17 protein-coding genes and 1 tRNA gene are annotated in these 18,756 nt (G+C 50.1%); 10 read left to right on the top strand and 8 right to left on the bottom strand.

Going from position 1 to position 18,756, the window contains the following annotated elements:
- The first annotated feature begins 139 nt into the window (after positions 1–139).
- Positions 140–1,048, top strand: a complete 909-nt coding sequence (locus tag ACZ50P_RS06795; RefSeq protein ID WP_464134526.1) for a S1 family peptidase — start codon at positions 140–142, stop codon at positions 1,046–1,048.
- Positions 1,049–1,144: 96 nt separating this feature from the next.
- On the opposite strand, the gene ACZ50P_RS06790 is transcribed toward ACZ50P_RS06795, so the two are convergent.
- Positions 1,145–1,226 (bottom strand) — tRNA-Leu (locus ACZ50P_RS06790).
- A 185-nt stretch (positions 1,227–1,411) separates the two neighbouring features.
- Here ACZ50P_RS06790 and ACZ50P_RS06785 point away from each other — a divergent pair.
- Complete coding sequence (locus ACZ50P_RS06785; protein ID WP_464134524.1) at positions 1,412–3,178, top strand: ABC transporter ATP-binding protein; 1,767 nt, start codon at positions 1,412–1,414, stop codon at positions 3,176–3,178.
- A 26-nt stretch (positions 3,179–3,204) separates the two neighbouring features.
- Here the strand turns inward: ACZ50P_RS06785 and ACZ50P_RS06780 are convergent, their stop codons facing one another.
- Positions 3,205–3,666, bottom strand: coding sequence for a host attachment protein (locus ACZ50P_RS06780; protein ID WP_464134521.1), 462 nt, complete (start codon positions 3,664–3,666; stop codon positions 3,205–3,207).
- A 154-nt stretch (positions 3,667–3,820) separates the two neighbouring features.
- On the opposite strand from ACZ50P_RS06780, the gene ACZ50P_RS06775 reads away from it, so the two are divergent.
- Positions 3,821–4,948 (top strand): baeRF3 domain-containing protein, encoded by a 1,128-nt coding sequence (locus ACZ50P_RS06775; protein ID WP_464134518.1) that lies wholly within the window; start codon positions 3,821–3,823, stop codon positions 4,946–4,948.
- On the opposite strand, the gene ACZ50P_RS06770 is transcribed toward ACZ50P_RS06775, so the two are convergent.
- Entirely contained in the window at positions 4,932–5,921 is a 990-nt protein-coding gene (locus ACZ50P_RS06770; RefSeq protein WP_464134516.1) for a Ppx/GppA phosphatase family protein, read from the bottom strand. The two genes, ACZ50P_RS06775 and ACZ50P_RS06770, sit on opposite strands and share 17 nt — an antisense overlap.
- Positions 5,922–6,094: 173 nt before the next feature.
- On the opposite strand from ACZ50P_RS06770, the gene ACZ50P_RS06765 reads away from it, so the two are divergent.
- Together ACZ50P_RS06765 and ACZ50P_RS06760 are read left to right on the top strand one after the other, a co-directional pair.
- Positions 6,095–6,325 (top strand): glycine zipper domain-containing protein, encoded by a 231-nt coding sequence (locus ACZ50P_RS06765; RefSeq protein ID WP_464117291.1) that lies wholly within the window; start codon positions 6,095–6,097, stop codon positions 6,323–6,325.
- Positions 6,326–6,420: 95 nt separating this feature from the next.
- A complete protein-coding gene (locus ACZ50P_RS06760) occupies positions 6,421–6,984 on the top strand; it encodes a hypothetical protein (RefSeq protein ID WP_464134514.1) in 564 nt (187 codons plus the stop codon).
- Here the strand turns inward: ACZ50P_RS06760 and ACZ50P_RS06755 are convergent.
- Both ACZ50P_RS06755 and ACZ50P_RS06750 read right to left on the bottom strand, forming a co-directional pair.
- On the bottom strand, positions 6,978–7,934 hold the full coding sequence (locus ACZ50P_RS06755; RefSeq protein WP_464134512.1) for a sigma-54 interaction domain-containing protein: 957 nt from the start codon (positions 7,932–7,934) through the stop codon (positions 6,978–6,980). The genes ACZ50P_RS06760 and ACZ50P_RS06755 overlap by 7 nt on opposite strands.
- A complete protein-coding gene (locus tag ACZ50P_RS06750; RefSeq protein ID WP_464134509.1) occupies positions 7,931–8,686 on the bottom strand; it encodes a type 1 glutamine amidotransferase domain-containing protein in 756 nt (251 codons plus the stop codon). Before ACZ50P_RS06750 ends, ACZ50P_RS06755 begins: the two co-directional genes overlap by 4 nt.
- Positions 8,687–8,947: 261 nt before the next feature.
- Here ACZ50P_RS06750 and ACZ50P_RS06745 point away from each other — a divergent pair, with 261 nt between their 5' ends.
- The 3 genes from ACZ50P_RS06745 to ACZ50P_RS06735 are packed head-to-tail and all read left to right on the top strand — an operon-like array spanning position 8,948 to position 12,413.
- Positions 8,948–9,568 (top strand): murein L,D-transpeptidase catalytic domain family protein, encoded by a 621-nt coding sequence (locus ACZ50P_RS06745; protein ID WP_464134506.1) that lies wholly within the window; start codon positions 8,948–8,950, stop codon positions 9,566–9,568.
- Between the two features lie 12 nt (positions 9,569–9,580).
- A complete protein-coding gene (locus tag ACZ50P_RS06740; protein WP_464134505.1) occupies positions 9,581–10,303 on the top strand; it encodes a pseudouridine synthase in 723 nt (240 codons plus the stop codon).
- 49 nt (positions 10,304–10,352) lie between these two features.
- Entirely contained in the window at positions 10,353–12,413 is a 2,061-nt protein-coding gene (locus ACZ50P_RS06735; protein ID WP_464134502.1) for a M1 family metallopeptidase, read from the top strand.
- On the opposite strand, the gene ACZ50P_RS06730 is transcribed toward ACZ50P_RS06735, so the two are convergent.
- Positions 12,343–13,656, bottom strand: coding sequence for a hypothetical protein (locus ACZ50P_RS06730; protein ID WP_464134501.1), 1,314 nt, complete (start codon positions 13,654–13,656; stop codon positions 12,343–12,345). The genes ACZ50P_RS06735 and ACZ50P_RS06730 overlap by 71 nt on opposite strands.
- Before the next feature lie 174 nt (positions 13,657–13,830).
- On the opposite strand from ACZ50P_RS06730, the gene ACZ50P_RS06725 reads away from it, so the two are divergent.
- On the top strand, positions 13,831–16,032 hold the full coding sequence (locus ACZ50P_RS06725; RefSeq protein WP_464117306.1) for a phospholipase D-like domain-containing protein: 2,202 nt from the start codon (positions 13,831–13,833) through the stop codon (positions 16,030–16,032).
- 102 nt (positions 16,033–16,134) lie between these two features.
- Positions 16,135–16,527 (top strand): hypothetical protein, encoded by a 393-nt coding sequence (locus tag ACZ50P_RS06720; protein WP_464134498.1) that lies wholly within the window; start codon positions 16,135–16,137, stop codon positions 16,525–16,527.
- 90 nt (positions 16,528–16,617) lie between these two features.
- Here ACZ50P_RS06720 and ACZ50P_RS06715 read toward each other — a convergent pair whose 3' ends face one another.
- Together ACZ50P_RS06715 and ACZ50P_RS06710 are read right to left on the bottom strand one after the other, a co-directional pair.
- Positions 16,618–17,046 (bottom strand): ferritin-like domain-containing protein, encoded by a 429-nt coding sequence (locus ACZ50P_RS06715; RefSeq protein ID WP_464117310.1) that lies wholly within the window; start codon positions 17,044–17,046, stop codon positions 16,618–16,620.
- A 300-nt stretch (positions 17,047–17,346) separates the two neighbouring features.
- Positions 17,347–18,753 carry a sigma-54-dependent transcriptional regulator gene (locus ACZ50P_RS06710; protein ID WP_464117312.1) on the bottom strand — a complete coding sequence of 469 codons (1,407 nt, stop codon included), beginning with the start codon at positions 18,751–18,753 and terminating at the stop codon, positions 17,347–17,349.
- Between the last annotated feature and the right edge of the window lie 3 nt (positions 18,754–18,756).

The raw sequence follows: 18,756 nt of genomic DNA, 5'->3' as shown, positions 1-18,756 counted from the left end.
GAAAAGCCTGCAAGGGGCCTGTGACAGGAATTGTGACAACTTCCAGTACGCTTTCTGAAATTCTTGCAAACCGGGATCATAATGCCCCCGACTGGGGATGAATTTGGTAAAACTTCACCTTATATATAAGGAGATCTCTGTGATCCGCTCTTTGTTACGCTCCTCTGTGGCTGTTCTTTCTCTTTGTGTGCTTACCGCGTGCAGCTCTGATTCAGGTGAGAATCTGACGACAGACCTGGAGCCTTCGAACTGTGAACTCACCGGAAACTCTTATGGGATCGTCGGTGGGCAGATTCTGGGCTCTGGAAATGAGCTGAGCGCTTCCACTGTTTTGATTATCAATGTAAATAAAAATGAAGAGCAGAGTATTTGCACGGGCACTTTGATTGCCAATGATAAAGTCCTGACTGCGGCTCACTGTGCGCCTTCTGACTCCAAGGCCATCGCCATTGCCTTCACGAACAATGCGGGCTGCGTGAATTCAGCCCCCAAAAGAACACTTCGCTTTGTCGTCGATAAAGCCGTCAATGAAGACTACACCGAGTCCGGCTCTATTCATAATGCCACTTATGATATTGCCATCCTGAAGTTCAAAGGCGGTGTCCCCAAGGGTTATAAAATCCGCAGTCTGCCTTCTGCCAGCTTCACTCCAGCCCCGACAGACACTCTGGTCATGAGTGGTTACGGATCCACCCGGGAAAAGTCCGGTGACTCTGGAACTTTACGTTTCACGAAATCTTCCGCCTCTAACATCCTGGGTGATAGCTTCTACCTGGCCCGCGCCAGCCGCACTGTCAGTGTAAGTAAAACGATTGTCGTCGAACAGCCACACACAGGGGTCTGCAGCGGCGATTCCGGCGGAGCCCTTTATGCCGAAACCAAAGAGGGCCTGACCTTGCTTGGCATCACATCCATGGGCGTGGACCACAAGGCGCTTAAAGACAGCGATATTCGTATTTGCCACGGGGTTGCGATCTATGTTGATGTTCGCGAAAACCTGGACTGGATTCGTGAAGAATCCGCCAAGCTGGATCGCTACCAATACTAGCACTGCATTTGAGAATTTACTTGGAGTACAAATAAAAAAAGCGACCCTTCCGGTCGCTTTTTGTTTTTTTGCACCAACTTCCGAGAAAGAGGAAGTTGGTGCGGGTGGAGGGACTTGAACCCCCATGCTTTCGCGGGAGATTTTGAGTCTCCTGTGTCTACCATTTCACCACACCCGCATGAGGAGTCTTTTGTAATGAGTTTGCGGTAAAGACTCAAGAGATTTCTTTAAAAAAAATTAAGAAAGGGGGAAAAAGTCCCCTCTCGACACAGTTTTGCTCGTTTTTTCAGCAAACTTTCATCCCGCCGCCGTGGACATATATTCATGGACGCTCTGGGCCTTCAGGTGTACACCCCACGATCTATGGCGCACTCTAAAAGCTCGTTTCAATCGTTCTCTCGTCTTTTTTCATACACCCAAAAGCACCGTCGCGATTTTTATCTGGGTACCTTGTTTTCATTTTTGAACAAGGCCTTCGATATCGCGCCGGAAATTTTAATTGGTATCGCCATCGATGTCGTGGCCAATCAGGAGAAATCCTTTCTGGCCCGCTTCGGTGTTGAGTCCCCGTGGCATCAACTGTTGCTGCTATCTGTGCTGACACTTCTGATCTGGATGTTTGAGTCGCTGTTTGAGTACTTGCTGCTTCTGAAATGGCGTGGACTGGCTCAATCCTTACAACATGAATTCCGCACCGAGGCCTATGAGCACTTGCAAAAGCTGGATATGTCGTTCTTTGAAGACCGCAGCACGGGCGGACTGGTTTCCATCTTAAACGATGACATCAACCAGTTGGAACGCTTCCTGAACGTGGGCATGAACAGTCTGATCCAGGTCTTTACGTCCGTCCTTTTGATTGGCGCGGTGTTCTTTGCCATGGCTCCGAACATCGCAGTCTTTGCCATTCTTCCGATCCCGATCATTCTGTGGGGAGCTTTTTATTTTCAAAAACGAGCCGCACCCTTGTATCTGGACGTGCGTGAAAAGGCCGGGAACATCGGCTCGCGCTTGGCAAACAATATCGCCGGCATGGCCACGATCCGCAGCTTCACTTCAGAACTGATTGAGGCCCGCAAGGTCGCACAAGACAGCTCCAGCTATCTGCAAGCCAACAAAGAGGCCATCAAAGTTTCCTCCGCCTTCAATCCCCTGATTCGCATGGCGGTTCTGATGGGCTTTATTGCCACCTTTATCATGGGTGGACAGATGGCCTTAAAGGGCGAGCTGAATGTCGGATTCTATGGAGTTTTGGTTTTCCTGACACAACGTCTGCTATGGCCGCTGACAGGATTGGCAGACACCGTCGATCTGTTTGAGCGTGCCATGGCATCGGCCGACCGTGTTCTGGATTTGCTAAAAACTCCGGTCCACTTGGAACTGGCGAAAGAACGAAGACACTTTGATCATTCCCAAGGCATCGAATTCAAAGACTTGTCTTTTGCCTACAGCAACGGCCTGCCGATTCTGAAGGACGTGAATATCACCGTTCCCGCTGGTCAAACCGTGGCCATCGTGGGACCAACCGGCTCTGGAAAAAGTACGATCACAAAACTCTTGCTGGGATTCTATCAAGCCTCAGCCGGTCGTATTCTTTGTGGAGGTCAAGACGTTCAGGATTGCGATCCTCAGGATCTGCGCCGCCACATCGGCCTGGTCAGCCAGGATGTGTTCTTGTTCCAAGGATCCATTTTCGAGAATATCGCATATGGAAATCCTCAGGCCACGCGTGATCAGGTCATTGAGGCCGCCCGCAAGGCCCATGCGATGGAATTTATCGAAAAACTTCCCCAGGGGCTGGACACGCTGATTGGCGAACGAGGACAGAAGCTGTCCGGCGGCCAACGCCAGCGTCTTTCCATCGCGCGCGTCATTCTAAAAAACCCACCGATTCTGATTCTGGATGAAGCGACTTCGGCCGTGGACAACGAAACAGAAGCTGTGATTCAGGCCTCATTAGCCGAAGCCACCAAGGGGCGCACCACGATTGTCATCGCCCACCGCCTTTCAACAGTGACCCAGGCTGACAATATCTATGTTGTGGCTCAAGGACAAGTTGTTGAAAGCGGCACCCATCAGCAACTTCTGCAGGGAAGAAAGCTTTACTATCAACTGTGGAATGCACCGCTTTAGGTGCATTCCTGCTCAGATCTTTAGATTCAGATTTCAATACGAGCCTGCTCTTCCGGCCAGATTCTTTCTTTCAAATCAAACCCGGTCGCTGTCTGAGTGATGTCCTTGGGGATCTCCCTCAGAATACATTCACGCAAACTCCGGGAGAAATTCTGTCGCACTTTTCCCAAAAACGCTGGCGGAGCAATCAGCACCAGATCCTGAAAGGCATTTTTCAAACGCGCCTCTTCCAAACGCGCAGCCACCTTCTTCGCAAACATCTCTGAAATTCGCTCCGGCGGAGACTGTTTTTTTGCAAGTCGTCCACCATAAATATTAGAGCTCGGCATAAAACCGGGACGATCCGCATCTATATCAATCGCTTTCAGTCGTCCCCGAGGATTTTCCAGCTTTTCGACAAACTGTACATCCCCACCTTTATTGCCGCGGCGATCACTGACAAATATCTTCGCCTCACATCGGTTGACCACAACAATCCAAGTTTTCATGATTATCCTCTCTGCGAAGGGTTCTTCTTTTACTATATCGAACAATTCATCCTCTCAACAACATGACCCCTTACACAGGACTGTCACAAGACACTTTGAACTACCATCTAAAAGAGCCGAAGATAAGGATGGACTTCTTTTCCCGGAGAATCTCATGCTCGATAAACTCACTCAAGATGACTTACTGAAACTCACCTCGGTCACCGAGGGCCCTTGCATTTCCATTTATATTCCCGGCATGCCGGAAAAAACGTTGCAGCTGGAGTATGAAACTCTGGTCCGCCGGGCCGCTCACCTGCTTTCTTTGGATCGTCGCAATGGTGATAAGGAACGGGTTCTGGGACCTCTGTATAATTTTAATCCCGCAGAACATTTACAGCGTTCTGACTTTGGGATGGCTATTTTTGTTAACAAGCACTGGTCCGGTTTTTACCTGGCGGGCCACACCATGCCATCCAAAGTCGTCGTGGCGGAAACCTTTCATCTTCGCCCTTTGCTGCAGGATTTGCAGGGAGAAAGCAGCTGCCACATTCTGACTCTGTCACCCAGTGAAGCCATTTTGCTTCACTGCCACGGCGGAACCGGAACTGAACTTCACACCTTCTTGTTCCACCAAGGACAGCACAGCAATAGCATCCACTGGAAACATTTGGATGAAAGCGAGACCTCACAGATCCCCCATTTGAAAAGTCATCTGCGGGGCCGCGGGACTGAGGACACACAATGTAAGAAACGCGGTTTAAAAATTTTCCTGCGCTGGATTGAAGCCAAGATCGGCAAAGAGCATGGTTTTAAGGAGATTCCCCTGCTGGTTTTCACCAGCGAAAACATGTTTCATGCCTACAAAGAAATCACTCATCACCCCAACCCCGTTTTGTTCAAACGAGAGCCTTCACGTAACAGCTATCGAACGGAAGGGCTTATCCACCAGGCTCAGATTTATCTGCAAAAGGAAAGCTCGCAGCAAAAGAATGTTTCAGCTCATGAGCTGGAGGGTTTGAACCGCCAGAAAAAAGTCATCGACGATCTGGTGAAAATCAGTCGCGCCGCCATGAATGGCAAAGTGCGCACCCTGTTTTTACAAAATAACAGTGAAGTCTGGGGCGAACTGAATCGTCGCAGCGGTCATATCACCTTTCATGAAAAACAAACCAACGCAAAGGATGATGATGTCCTTGATGATATTGCCTGCGAGGTGATTCGCCACGGTGGTGAGGTGGTTGTCCTCGGGAAGGCTGACATGCCCAGCACCTCCCCGGCGGCGGCTATCTTAAATTCTTAAAGATCAGCCCTTGGCCCAATGAGGCCTGGGCTGTTTCGACCTTCTCGATTTTTAAGGCCTGCATATAGCCCAGCACCAAAGCCATGTTTGAAATGTCAGAAATTCGATAGTCGCTGTGAATCTCACTGTCCTTCAGCCAGACACGCTTTTTCAGTGCCTCATTTAATTCGTCTTGTGTGAACTGAGAAGCCTCTTTGTTCACCTGACGTTGCACCGACATGGAAATCACACCTCCCACCCCGACCCAGCGAGCCTGTGGGGCCTTCTTTTTGAAGTAGGCAGGCACATTCAGATAAGCATGATTCTTCGCCAACTGCAAAGCAGCCTCCCGCTGCAGCCCGATCGGATTGGGTGATGAATGACTTTTGGGATCCTTAAACTGCAGGATCTGCAAAATTTTATTCTTGAACGTCACCGACGCCAGATCTCCCTCGTAGATATGCACCCGGCCCTTGTCCCTGGAATACATCTGCATCGATCCGCCACCAATATCCCAGACAATCAAGTCACGAGTGTCTGAAATATTTTTCTGCGCCAAAGCTGACCAGTAACCCAGTTCCGCCTCTTGCTCTTGAGAAATGACCTCCACCGGAATCTGCAGATCCCGGGACAGGTTCCTGGCCATAGCTCTGCCATTTTTGGCAACACGAAAAACGGAAGTCGCCACCGCCGTGATGCGCTTTACATTGTAAGTCTTCACTTTTCCCAACAAAGCCTGAATACGAGGAGTTGCTTCGCCAACCACTTTTTCAGGCAATGTTCCATCCGCAGATTTTTCCAACGCTTCGTTGAACGCCAGGGGCAATCGGTCTTCAAAAATAACCTTCACAATTTTCTTCTGACATGTATCCACCTCGGCCACATAGGCTTTGGTCGTTCCAGAGCCAAGGTCTAAGGCGGCTCGATTTTCCAGACAAGGCTGGGCCCAGGTTGTTGCAGAAAAAAGGGAAATCAGGACAAAGATCTTTTTCATGCCGTCATGCTAGCGGAAGACCTGTATTGGGGCAAGTTTCCTGTCATCAAGGGGCCAATTGCCTCTGAAAGTCTGTGAGAGAGCTTCTGCGTGCGGAAAAACCTGGCACCAATAATGCTTCGAAAGTGTCTATGGATACCAAACCGACTTATCCATAACAAAGGAGAGTACACATGGAAACCACAACAGGTGAAATCAGAAAGAAAATGGGTGACATCAAAGAAAACGTCGCACACAGCCTTGAGAAAAGCGCCTGGAGCGACCGCTATCATGCCGTCGAATCCAGGGTCAAAGAGGGTGTTGATGCCTCTGAAGAATTTGTGAAGGCCCACCCTTTTTACACCATTCTGGGGGCTGCCGCTGTAGGCTTTGTGGCGGGAGCGCTGATCAATCGTAAGCACTAGCGTACCAAATCTTGAACAATGACAAATCGGTTGCAAAGACAGTGCATCCCTGGTCTTTGCAACCGCACCTAAGAACCGTACACCAGGAGAATGCTATGAAATGGCTTAGCTTGTTTCTTCCGTTTTTCCTTGGCCTGGGGTCCAAGCATGACAAACCCCGAAGAAACCTGAAGGAAACCGCACTGGAAATCTATGACGCTATCACCATCCGCAGCCGTGCCGCCGTGTTTTTGACCATGGCAGGTCTGTGTGCCATTGCATTTATATGCGGCGGCTTCTTTATTTTTCTGCTGGAATCAACAAAACAGTATGACCGTGCTGGAATCATCGTCTGGAATTCCACATTAATTAGCAGCGGACTGCTGGTTCTGCTGGCCCTTGCGGGACTGAGCTATGTGTACTTCATGGCTTGGCCAGGATTGCAGGCCGCCCGGAATCGCCAGGAAGTCCGTGACGAGGAACAGCGCCGTCAGCAAGAACATCCCGTGGGCTCACTGGAGCAGGCCTTAGCCGCGCTGGTCATGGACTTTGTCAAGGAGCGCGAGTTCAAGCGAGAACATCGCTCAACCCCACCGCCTCCAGCCCAAGAACCAACGCGTCCCTATGCCTCGCGTCCAGATCCGGAGGTCGCCAGCGAAACACCCACGAGTTATCATTGAAGCGAGCTGTGAAGTTTGCGATACAAGGTCTTACGATCAATTCCCAAGTCACGGGAGCTCTTTTCACGGGCTCCCCGATTGGTTTTCAATACAAACGAAATATAAGCCTGATTCAGTTCTTCCAACGAAAGAAAGCGTCCCTGAGCCTGAAAGAGTCTTTCAAAAATGGACTCCAGGCTTTCATCTTTGTCCGGAATGTCCTCCAGAAAGATTTTAAGAGGAATCTCCGGCCCCGGACTGAGCACAACGGCACGTTCAATGCTATTTTCCAGCTCGCGCACATTTCCGCTCCAGGGTCGCGAAACAAGAAAATCCTCCACGTCCCTTCCCCAGTTTTTGGCCGGCATCTGATAGCGCTGTAAAAACTTGTCCAGAAAATGGCGCGCCAGGGGCAGAATATCCTCGGGCCGCTCGCGCAGCGGCGGCATTCTGATAGAGACCACCTTCAAACGGAAGTACAGGTCCTCGCGAAAGCGGCGCTCCTCCACATTTTCTTCAAGGTCATTGTGGGTTGCTGACACGATACGCAGATTCAGCGGGCGGTAATGATTTTCACCGACCCGTTTGACTTTCTTTTCCTGCAACACCCGCAAAAGTTTTGCCTGCAAGTGCAAATCCAGATCTCCGATTTCATCCAGGAATAAAGTTCCTCCGTCAGCTTCCTCAAACAGTCCCTGCCGCGAACAGTGCGCCCCGGTGAAGGCTCCCCGGGCATAACCGAACAGCTCGGACTCCAATAGCGGTTCCGGAATCGCCGAGCAGTTTATCGGCACAAATGTTTTTTTGTGCCGCACGCTCAGATCATGAATCAAACGTGCGATGACTTCTTTCCCCGTTCCACTTTCACCGGTGATCAGCACATTGGCCGAACTGGCGGCCACACGCCGGGCCATTTCCAACACTTCCAGGAACCGCGGGCTTTTGCCGATAATATGATTTGGAAGGCTCACAGCGAACCTCGCTCTTCCCGTTGCGGTTCATGCCACTCACACCAGTTCTGCTCAGGAACAATCCGGCCCTCTTCAATTACTTCCAGGACCTCCACCATGGCCTTTCCCACACCGGCTGCGGAAGCCGGGTTCTGGCCGGTCACCAAACGCCCGCTTTTCACCACGTGGCCTGCGAACTTTGGCGACGAGGTGTGATGGGCTCCCCTTTCCTGAAGGCGCGTTTGCAGCAGGAAGGGAACGGCTTTTTCCATTCCCACGGTTTCTTCCTCGTCGTTGGTGAAGCTGGAAACCTCATGCCCCTTCACCAGATAGCCCCCATCAGAAAGGCGCACGTTCACCAGGGCAGCAGAACCGTGGCAGACGGCACCTACGACGCCGTTATTTTCGTATATTTCCTGTGTCAGCTTTTGCAACTGCAGGTTCTCCGGAAAATCAAACATGGTACCGTGTCCTCCGGCGAAATAGATCGCACGGTAGTCTTTGGCGTTGACCTGCCAGGGCTGCAGAGTGTTTTCAATTTTGCTTAAGAACTCTTCGTCATTCATCCACGTGGCATTCAAAGGATCATCCATTTTCACGCCGTCCAGAGGCACCTTGCCACCACGGGGACTGATGGTGTCCACCTCGTAGCCCGCTCTGACAAACTCATCATAAGGATGCGTGATTTCAGAAAGGTAGGCGCCCGTGCGATGACCGGTGTCTCCGAGTTGTTCCGTACTGGTCAGAACAAAAAGAACTTTATGGCTCTTCATGGTGGGATCTCCTTCACTGGCTTCTATCCTCTCTGAGACCTCCGCGGAACTCCAGAGTCCCTCGCGCCGAGTGCAAATCAACAGCAGATCAAACTGGACGAAAAACCCTATTCCTTACCCGACAAAAACCTTCTGTAAATCCGCACAGAGGATCGCCTGATGCAAAAAGTTCTGGTGCCAAGGTCCAGTTGCGGGTCTCAGATAGTAAAGTCAGAAAGTCGAAGCTCCGATGCAGAAGGATACACTTCCAAGGAGACACCCATGCGCCTTTGCATCCTAACCTTGATCGCCAGCCTGTTCTTTATCGCCCCCGCCTTCGCCGAACCTCACCCCGCTGATGTGGATCTTAGCAAATACGACTATGTGGACCCGAAAAAAGAAATTCCCACTGTTCCTTTGGAAAAGGCTCTGCGCTATTACGATGTCTATCTTTCCAAGATCACCAACAAGAACTACCTGACCGTGATTGACTTCACCCAAAGCTCCAACAGCAAACGTATGTATGTGGTGGATATGAAAACCGGTCTGGTGACACGTTATCTGACGGCCCATGGCAAGGGCTCAGATCCTTCCCACACCGGTTTTGCGAAAAAGTTTTCCAATGTGGAGGGGTCCAACATGTCCTCTCTCGGGATGTACGTGACCGGTGCGGAATACAGTGGTAAACATGGGCGCTCGATGCGCCTGATCGGCCTGGAGAAAACCAACGACCAGGCCATGAATCGCGCCATCGTGGTGCATGGCGCCTGGTACGTCGACCCTCAGTACAAACCACTGGGGCGCAGTCAGGGCTGCCCGGCTGTTGAGCAAAAATATATTAATACGGTTGTCAGCCAGCTTAAAGGTGGCAGCGTGTATTACATCTGGGCGGGACAGCCCTAAGAAAGAGTTTTCGTGGAGCTACTGTACAAGGACGAATATTTTATCGCCGTCAACAAACCCAGTGGCTTTCATGTGCACCCTCACGAAAACCCAGAGCATCGTGTTTCCCGCGATAAAATCTGTCTGTACCATGCCCGTCGGATGATGAAGCAACACGTTTACCCGGTGCACCGCCTGGATGCGGGGACCAGTGGTGTGTTGCTTTTTGCACTCTCCTCCCCGGCGGCTGGACAACTGTGCAAGCTGTTCTCGGAACGAGCCACCCATAAAACCTACCAGGCCGTCGTCCGTGGCTATGTCAAAGAGGCCGACGACATTCAAATCCCTTTGGAACTGGATTCCACTGGTGACCTTGTCGAAGCCCACTCCAGCTATAAGCGCCTGGCCACGGTGGAATTCCCCGTTGCCGTCGGGAAAAAATTTCCAACAGCCCGTTACTCCTGGGTGGAAGTCACCCCTCACACCGGCCGCTATCATCAGATCCGTCGACATTTTAACCGCATCTCCCACCCTCTTTTAGGGGATGCCGTGCATGGGGATTCTCATCACAACCGCTTCTTCCGCACGGAGTTAGGGGTGGAAGGCCTGTGCTTGAAGGCTCTTCGGCTGGAGTTCACTCACCCCTGGAGTGGTGAAAAAGTCTCTATTGAGGCCCCCCCTTGCGAGAAATGGAAGAAAATTCAATTTCTCTTTGATCCTGAGCAGCCCCTGACAGACAAACTGAAATCCCTTTGACCTCCTCGGTGGACGGGCGTAGAAACAGACCCCGTTTCCGAGGTAAATCATGACTCGAGCTCAGGCTCTTAACAAACTGATGATCGTCATTGGTCTTCTTTTCGTCCTTCTTGTGTCCATGCAATCCCATGGTCAGACTCTTCATCACAAAATGAGTGTCGAACTTTCCCCTGGTTTGAAAATGATCAAAGTGCAGGACACTTTGACCTTCCCGAAGGATTCTCCGCGCAAGTTGAGCTTCCTTTTGCACAAGGACCTGCAGATCACTGTCACCAGTGCGGATGACTCCATTGCCCTGTTGCATCCCGCAACCTCGCAAGAGCCTTATGCTGAATACGGACTGACTTTGGGCAGCAGCGACAACAAAGTCTCGGTCAGTTATTTTGGTGTGATCTTTGATCCCGTGGTAAACGACAACAGCAACGGTTTGATTTCTCCGGAAGGGGCCACACTGTTTGGCAGCACCTACTGGTATCCCTTTTTCCTGGACACACAGATCAATTTTGAAATCACCGTTCAAACACCTGCCGACTGGACGTCTTTGATTCAAGGACAAATCACCAGCACGGCCTTTCAAGGAAGCAGCCGTATTGCCCGTTTTGTCGAGATCTATCCCCAGGAGGAAATCTATCTGGTGGCGGGTCCCTTTAAAAGCTATCAGCTGGACACCGCCTCGGGAAAACGGATTCAGGTCCTTCTTCGCAAGGCCGATCCCACTTTGGCACAAAGTTTCCTGACTCTGGTTCCGGACTATATCCAGCATTACAGCCAACTGATCGGCCCTTATCCCTATTCAACCTTCACGGTGGTCGAGAACTTCTGGGAAACCGGATACGGCATGCCGGGCTTCACCCTGCTGGGGCCCACGGTGCTGCGCCTGCCATTTATTCTGAATTCTTCACTGCCACATGAAGTTCTGCACAACTGGTGGGGCAACAGTGTTTATGTGGACTATGAAAAAGGCAACTGGTGCGAGGGTCTGACGACTTATATGTCAGATTACTGGCAGCAGGAAAAGACCGGCAACGATCGAGGATATCGTCTGAATACCCTGATCAATTATGCTGACTTTGTCACCAGCCAACCAGAAAAAGATTTTCCACTGCGCCAATTCCGGGGTCGTCACAACTCCAGCTCTCAGGCTGTGGGCTATGGCAAGTCGATGATGCTTTTCCACATGCTCGAGTTCCGCTTGGGAAAAGAGATCTTCACCAAATCCCTGCAGGATTTCTACACACAAAATCTTTTCAAGAAGACTTCCTTCCAAGATATTCAAAGAAGTTTCGAGAAGGTCGCGAATCAAAACCTGGAACCCTTCTTCAGTCAGTGGCTGGATCGCGTGGGCGCCCCCCAACTGGAGCTCAGCGATGTGAAACTGATGAAGTGGTATGATGGCTCGGTCACGGCCACTTATATGCTGAGCCAAACCCAGGAAAGACCTTATGACCTGAATATCCCTGTCGTGTGGACGCTTGAATCTGGTGCGGAAATCCGACAGATCGCACGTTTGACGGAAAAAAGTCAGGTGTACTCTTTCACATCTCACTCTCGCCCTGTGAAAATCGCAATTGACCCTGACTTTAGAATCTTCCGCCATCTTTACAGCGAAGAACGCCCGGCAACGCTGTCCTCGGTTTTAGGCAGCAGTGAAATCCATTACTACTTTGACTCCAGCGATAAAAATGCGCGCAGGTTTGCCGACGTCTGGTCTGCCAAAACTGACGGCAAAGACGTCTATCATGACCTCACTCAGGACATCGCGATCCCGGAAAAAGGTGCGCTGGTTTTCATTGGGGATCAATCCACCTTCGTGAACTTTATAAAGCAGGAGCTGGCGGATCAAAAGTTCAACATCACAGACAAAACTCTGACAGTGGATGGGCAGACCTTTAATCTGAACGAGGTCAGCTCGGTTTTTGTCGCTCGTCTTAAACAGCGTCCCCAGCAGACCGTGGTATGGGTTCGCTGGAGTGCTGACAACAATCCTGTGGAATGGGCCGGACGCCTGACCCACTACGGAACTTTCGGTGTGCTCGTCTTTAAAGGCCGCCCGGTTGTCCTGAAAAGCACTTGGCCGGTTCTGCAGTCGCCTCTGCAGAAACCTCTTTAAGCAGATCTTCCATCGCTTTGACTTCGGCCTCCAGGGGGCCGAAGCGCTTTTTCAGCTCCCGGCTGATTCTCATCGTCAAAGCAGCGTAACCGCGGCGGGATGAAAATCTCCAGGCCGGATGTTTACGATAAGAGCGAAGATTCTTTTTCAAGGTCTCCAGCTCTTCGGCAAAAACCAAAGAACTTTCATAGATCTCATCCAGCGTCAGATTGCTGAGATTTCCCAGCTCGGCCATACAAATCAGTTCCAGTCGTCTGATCCCCTGATGGTCCCGGGCCTTATAGCACGTTTGCACCTTTTGCCACATTTTCAAGGACCACTGCTGAAAGGTCTCTGAAGATTCAGATTGCATATCCGGATGCAGCAGGCGCGCCAGTTTTCGATAGGTCGAGCGCAGGATCAGATCCTGTTCTGCGATTTCTGAAGAGGGCGCCTCTTCCTGTGAAACCTGACCAATCATTTGATGCAAAAAATCCTTCAAATGCGAAGGCATGGGCTTTAAAAGCTTCTGCTGGTAGGACTGGCTGCTGTTTTGCCAAAGGCGCGCCAACAATTTCCAATCCCCGCACTTCATGGCAATTTGAAACACCTCTTTAAAAAGATCGTATCCCACGGCAGGATCGGCAAAGTGCCGGCTCATGACGTCATCCCCGGCCTCACTGAAATAGTAATACAAAGAACGGGAATGGCGATTCAAAGATCCCAGCCCGCCCTCGGAACTCCCCGCCAGTTCAGCCGCAGGAAAAAGACTTCCTGTCACAAAATGTTCAAGTCTGTTTTCACCTTCTGGAGCGGGCTCTTTACTGGCCCACTTCAAACGCTGTTGCCGCAGGTTCTCGATGACAAATTTCCAGTCCTCGTCCCCTGCCTGATACTGGTGTTCTTCTTCCTTCAGCAGTGCATAGGCCTGCGCCAAACTGACGTTGGCGGTTTCAGCGACATGTTTTAGATGAAGATGAAAGGTCGTGAGGGTGCGGTACCGGCGCTCCAGCTGCTCGCCGGCCAAGCGCTCTTTGCGGAAGGTCAGATTGTACCAGTCCTCGTAAAGCAACTGATCCCAGCGCAAAAAATCAGCATGGTCTTTTTCCAGCTTGCGGATTTTTTTCAGCAGACTAGCTGTGGCCGAAAACATTTCCGTGCGTATTTTATAGTCATCGATCACCGAAAGACAGCGCGACGCACAGGAACCCACAGGTTCACCATCAAAGTTGAGATCATCAGGATGCATAAGGAGCAATGCCATATCACGGCTCCCTGGACACCGCTAATAAAATCAGCCTTTCGCTGAATCATTCAGCAATGATGACAAGCGCTATGAGGGCTTTGCTGGGCATCTCAATTTGAGACAAGATTAAACTCCGCCCATGGACCTTCCGCCCGTGTTCAGACAAACCCTTCAAATTCCGATAGGTTCTAAATGAAAAAGACAATGACCAAATCCGTGAACGTGATACTTTTGGGCCTGACTCTTTCTTTGATTTCTTGCCAGACCACTCCGCAAAGACAGCCCAGTTCGGTGAATGTACCATCGGAACTTAAACCTGTTATTGAAAATCTTTATCGCGAAAAGTTTCAGTCTGAAATTACCAAAGAGCAGTTGGAAATCATCAAACGTAAACGCGGCAACGGACACTCTCCGCGTAAGAACGATGCGTTTCCTCCCCCAACACCTCCTTACGAAAAAGAGTTCAAAACCCTGACGGCCCAGTATCAGAAAAGTCAGCAGAAGCAGGATGACGATTTGAAAAAGGCTCAGGCCCTACTGTCCTCGGTTCGCACCGACACTCCGGTATCCATTTTGGCGCAGGATACGACACCCTGGCGCCAGCAAAGGCAGGAAGTGGAACTGAAGAACCCCCATGATTTTTTGCTGACTCAGGGCCGCCCCAACCACGTCTTCAATTTTGACCGTGTTCGCAGCTCTGATTTTGAAATTCGCATCAAAAACTATTTACTCAGCCATGATGATCCTTATGAGGAAAGAAAGAATGATTTCCTGGAGGCCTCCATCACGTGTGATGCTCCATTTGCTGTGAAACGAACTTTCTCGAACAAAAAGTATGGGGCTCGCCAGACGGCGACCTTCCGCCTTTATGACAGCAAGTACAATGGCGAAAACCTGCGCCTGGTGCCGAGCCCATGGGTGAAGGAATGCGAATTCAAGGCCGGGGAAAAAGGCGCTGCTGCTCTGTACGGCGCTCGCTTCGTGGAACCAAAAAACCCTTATCTGGATCTGCACAGCTTGGTCGAGGGTTGCCTTATGCCTCGCACGGACAACCTTTCAGGTATTCAGAAGTTCTTCCTGACCGACAAATTTGATTCCATGACCTGCCCCGAGGCCGTGCCGGCTGTCATCAATCTGCCAGAGGCGGAGGATTCTTTGAAGGCCAAGGCGGAGGTTCTGCTGGGTCAGCCTTTGCCGACCAATTTCATGGGTCTGCATGATCCGCTGGCGCCTTTGGATTTTTCAAAGGCTCCGTATTTCGACAGTATCTATGTTTCCTATCTTGTGTTCCGTGCGGATTACTATGGCACCTTTATGGCGCGCCTGCTGGAGTTTCATGCACAGCGTGGAACGAAAATCAAAATTCTGGTGGCGGGTGTGATCACTTTGGAGAAGGACGTCAAAATGCTGCACGCCCTGGTCGCACGCAACCCCAACATTCAGCTGCAGGAACTGAAATATCAGATTCCGGCCGGAGGCTCGTTGGGAGATCGTTTTGATCGCCTGCACCGCTCTATGCACGTCAAACTGCTTTTGACCCTGTCAAAATCCCAGCCTCAGAACAACGTGGCCTTCATTGGGGGCCGCAATATTCATGACGGATTTATCTTCAAAACCCCCTACGATTATCCGAACCCTGACATGGTCAACTACGTCAAGGGAGACGAAAGTTTCGTACACTGGCGGGATTTCGAGTTTAAAATCCACTCTCAAGATTTTACCGAAAAAGTGGCGGCCCACTTCCTGACCATCTGGGACCGGGATGCCAAGACCATGCAGTTCCGCAGTATCAACATCAATCTGCCACTGGCTTCACAGGCCTCGCCATCCTACTTTAACAACCGCGAGCCCCTGATTCGCCACTATGTCTCTGTCCCCTACAAAGACGAACAGCGCCTGATCGACCTGTATGTTGAGATGCTCGACAGTGCAAAGAAAAAGATCATGATTTCCACCCCCTATTTCCGTCCGCCCAAACCCATCTTTGAGGCCCTGGAGAGAGCGGCCGCCCGCGGTGTGGAGGTGACCGTCATCACACGCTTGGATCTTAAGGGCGACACCGTGGACTGGATTTTAAGTGAATCCAACAAACCCACGGTTAACAAACTATATGAAAAGATCGCCCTTTACGAATACACCGAACCCAAGGTGATTTTACACTCTAAGATCGTTTTGATCGACGATGTGTTTTCGTTCCTGGGATCTGTGAACTGGAATAAGCGCAGCTTCTTCCACGACATGGAAAACGGCACCATGATTTATGGAGCGGCCTACAACCGGGAAATGACGGACATCTACAATCAGTATAAACGCGATTCCCGCCTTATTGAGGAGAAACTGAAAAGAAACTATTTCAAAGCTCTGATTGTCGGAATTTTTGACACTGAATTCTAAAACCGGAATTTTTTATTAAAAGCCCAACATGACGTAAAAGAAATTTGGGGGCTCCAGCCCCGTCTGATAAAACAAAGGCCTTCAATTAACAGGAGGCCTTTTGTGCTTAAGTTCATTCTTCCCCTGATCTTATTTGGTGCCACATCTGCTCAAGCATCTTTCGTTGCGGTGACTGAGTGCAAATCAGCCTCCAGCACCCATACACTCAAGCTGATTCAAGTCGGCGCCGACGTTCTGGCAAAACTAGACAATAAAAGAGAACTCAATGGCGGTGAATTTGGCGGCCGCAACCCAGGGCAAAAGAAGTACAAAATTACCGGCAAAACCCTGACAACCTATCGGGTGCACGGCATCAGCCTGCCGGAACTGCGTGAAAGTGGTCACGCCACAGAATTGGTCGCAGGCATGATGTTTTCGCGATCAGAATTCGATGGCGAGTACGACATGGTCTATTCTTACGCCAGTGAACTGATTCACGATCTTGAGTGCAAATAAGAAAAACTCATCCTCTGATGCAGAGAAAAATAAAAAACCCACAGTCCTGACAGGCTGTGGGTTTTTGCTATTTGCTCCTTGAGGACTCTTTTAGTGAGTGGTGTCGAGCATTTTAACGACTTCCTCGATATGCTCTGTCTCCATGCGCACCATTGAGCGGATCAATTCTTCCAGAGCAACATCGTCGTGACAATGCTTCAGAACAGCTTTGTATTTCTCCAAAGCTGCCTCTTCAAATTCAAGGCTTTCTTTAAGAATATCCAAAACCTTGTGAGTTTTAGTCTCTGGCACTGGGGATACGCGCAAAGTGGGATGCCCACCCAAGGCTGTCACTTTCTCACCGATAATGGACGCGTGCTGATAACCTTCATTGGCCTGGTCGTGGAACCATTTAACGATAGGAATACGATTAGGCCCCTTCACCATCAAAGCGTAGTGAAGATAACGAACCACGCCGGAGATCTCCATCTCGATAATTTCATTCAATAGATCAACAACGATTTTATTTTTATCTGTCATAAGACCTCCCTGTCCATTCATAGGAATGATTGCAGAAAGCAGACCTCAAAGCAACAAGTGAAAACTTACTGAAAATAACCAAACTTGATAATCGTTTTCGATAAAAGATGTTCTAAAAAACAAAAGACCTTTTTTAACCGGAAAACCGTTCAAAAAGGTCGCAGCGCAGGCGTGCTCTAAGCACTTCGAAGCGAGAAAGCCCCGACGACAAGAATAACATGATATTCTTGCGCAACCGCAAGAAGAACACGGGCAGAAGCCCGCAGCACAACGCGGTCGATGGGGCCTATTTTAACATATTTATTCATCATCCAATTCGTCGTCACCCACCACACCGAGATTGTACTTTTCTATGCGATATCGCATGGATCGGAACGAGATGTGAAGCAATTTAGCCGCTCTCTTTTTCACTCCACCGGCAGCATGAATGGCCTTGATCAAAAGTTCTTTTTCAATCTGACCCATCACCTTATCCAGATCCACCCCATCGTCACCGATTTCGATTTCATTGGAAGAGGCCATCTTGCGCCCTGACGATGTGTTGACCATCGGAGGCAGGGATTCCGGCAGAATCGTCGCCCCACCTTCCAAAGCCACAGTGCGCTCGATCATGTTTTCAAGCTCACGCACGTTTCCTGGGTAGTCGTACTTTTTCAGAATCTCCATGGCTTCAGCGCTGATCGCACCGATATTCTTGTTCAAGCGCTCGTTGTACTTTTTCAAGAAGTGATTGGCCAGCAGCGGGATGTCATCACGACGATCGCGCAGGCTTGGAGTTTTAATATTGATGACATTCAAGCGATAGAACAAATCCTGACGGAAGCCGCCTTTTTGTACCATTTCCTCAAGATTACGGTTGGTTGCCGCGATGATGCGAACATCCACTTTCATATCGTCCGTCGCACCCACACGACGAATCACGCGTTCCTGAATCGCACGAAGAAGCTTTACCTGAATCGTCAAAGGCAACTCGCCGACCTCATCCAGGAACAATGTTCCGCCGTCTGCCACCTCGAAAAGACCCGCTTTATCAGCCACTGCTCCGGTGAAAGAGCCTTTTTTGTGACCGAACATCTCTGATTCCATCAGGTTTTCCGGGATCGCACCGCAGTTCACGGTCACAAACGGACGATCTTTCAAAGGTCCGTTATAGTGAATCGCCTTGGCGACCACCTCTTTACCCGTACCGGATTCCCCGGTGATCAAAACATTTGTCGGTGTTTGCGCCACACGTTTTACCATATCGTAAATTGCGTGCATCGCCTGAGAGTTCCCCACCATGTTCTGGAAGGAGTACTCTTTCACCAATTCCTTTTTCAAGGATCTGTTTTCCACTTCCAAATTGCGGGAACGAAGAGCATTTTGAATGTTCAAACGAACTTCGTCGATCTTAAATGGCTTGGTCAGATAGTCATAGGCACCCATTTTCATGGCTTCCACGGCTGTTTCGGTTGTACCGAAAGCTGTGATCAGCATGAACACTGTGTCTGGATAGGATTCTTTGACATGCTTTAAAAGTTCGATCCCCGTTACATGAGGCATCTGCAAGTCAGAGATGATCATATCGAATGTTTTTTTAGTCAGAAGGTCTTTAGCTTTTTGGCCGTCTTCAGCCAAAGTGATCTCATAGCCTTCTTTTTTCAGCATGATCTCTAAAAACTCGCGGATTGATTCTTCGTCATCGACAACAAGAATTCTCGACTTCATGTT

Source organism: Bdellovibrio sp. CKG001 (assembly GCF_055397465.1).
This window is presented reverse-complemented; position numbering and strand designations above follow the sequence as displayed.

What these genes read in the sequence shown, in the direction of transcription:
- ACZ50P_RS06760 (WP_464134514.1), top strand. Translation starts at nt 6,421, where the DNA reads ATGAAATGGCTTAGCTTGTTTCTTCCGTTTTTCCTTGGCCTGGGGTCC.
- ACZ50P_RS06710 (WP_464117312.1), bottom strand. Translation starts at nt 18,753, where the DNA reads ATGAAGTCGAGAATTCTTGTTGTCGATGACGAAGAATCAATCCGCGAG.
- ACZ50P_RS06750 (WP_464134509.1), bottom strand. Translation starts at nt 8,686, where the DNA reads ATGAAGAGCCATAAAGTTCTTTTTGTTCTGACCAGTACGGAACAACTC.
- ACZ50P_RS06745 (WP_464134506.1), top strand. Translation starts at nt 8,948, where the DNA reads ATGCGCCTTTGCATCCTAACCTTGATCGCCAGCCTGTTCTTTATCGCC.
- ACZ50P_RS06785 (WP_464134524.1), top strand. Translation starts at nt 1,412, where the DNA reads ATGGCGCACTCTAAAAGCTCGTTTCAATCGTTCTCTCGTCTTTTTTCA.
- ACZ50P_RS06725 (WP_464117306.1), top strand. Translation starts at nt 13,831, where the DNA reads ATGAAAAAGACAATGACCAAATCCGTGAACGTGATACTTTTGGGCCTG.
- ACZ50P_RS06730 (WP_464134501.1), bottom strand. Translation starts at nt 13,656, where the DNA reads ATGGCATTGCTCCTTATGCATCCTGATGATCTCAACTTTGATGGTGAA.
- ACZ50P_RS06765 (WP_464117291.1), top strand. Translation starts at nt 6,095, where the DNA reads ATGGAAACCACAACAGGTGAAATCAGAAAGAAAATGGGTGACATCAAA.
- ACZ50P_RS06775 (WP_464134518.1), top strand. Translation starts at nt 3,821, where the DNA reads ATGCTCGATAAACTCACTCAAGATGACTTACTGAAACTCACCTCGGTC.
- ACZ50P_RS06780 (WP_464134521.1), bottom strand. Translation starts at nt 3,666, where the DNA reads ATGAAAACTTGGATTGTTGTGGTCAACCGATGTGAGGCGAAGATATTT.
- ACZ50P_RS06735 (WP_464134502.1), top strand. Translation starts at nt 10,353, where the DNA reads ATGACTCGAGCTCAGGCTCTTAACAAACTGATGATCGTCATTGGTCTT.
- ACZ50P_RS06715 (WP_464117310.1), bottom strand. Translation starts at nt 17,046, where the DNA reads ATGACAGATAAAAATAAAATCGTTGTTGATCTATTGAATGAAATTATC.
- ACZ50P_RS06770 (WP_464134516.1), bottom strand. Translation starts at nt 5,921, where the DNA reads ATGAAAAAGATCTTTGTCCTGATTTCCCTTTTTTCTGCAACAACCTGG.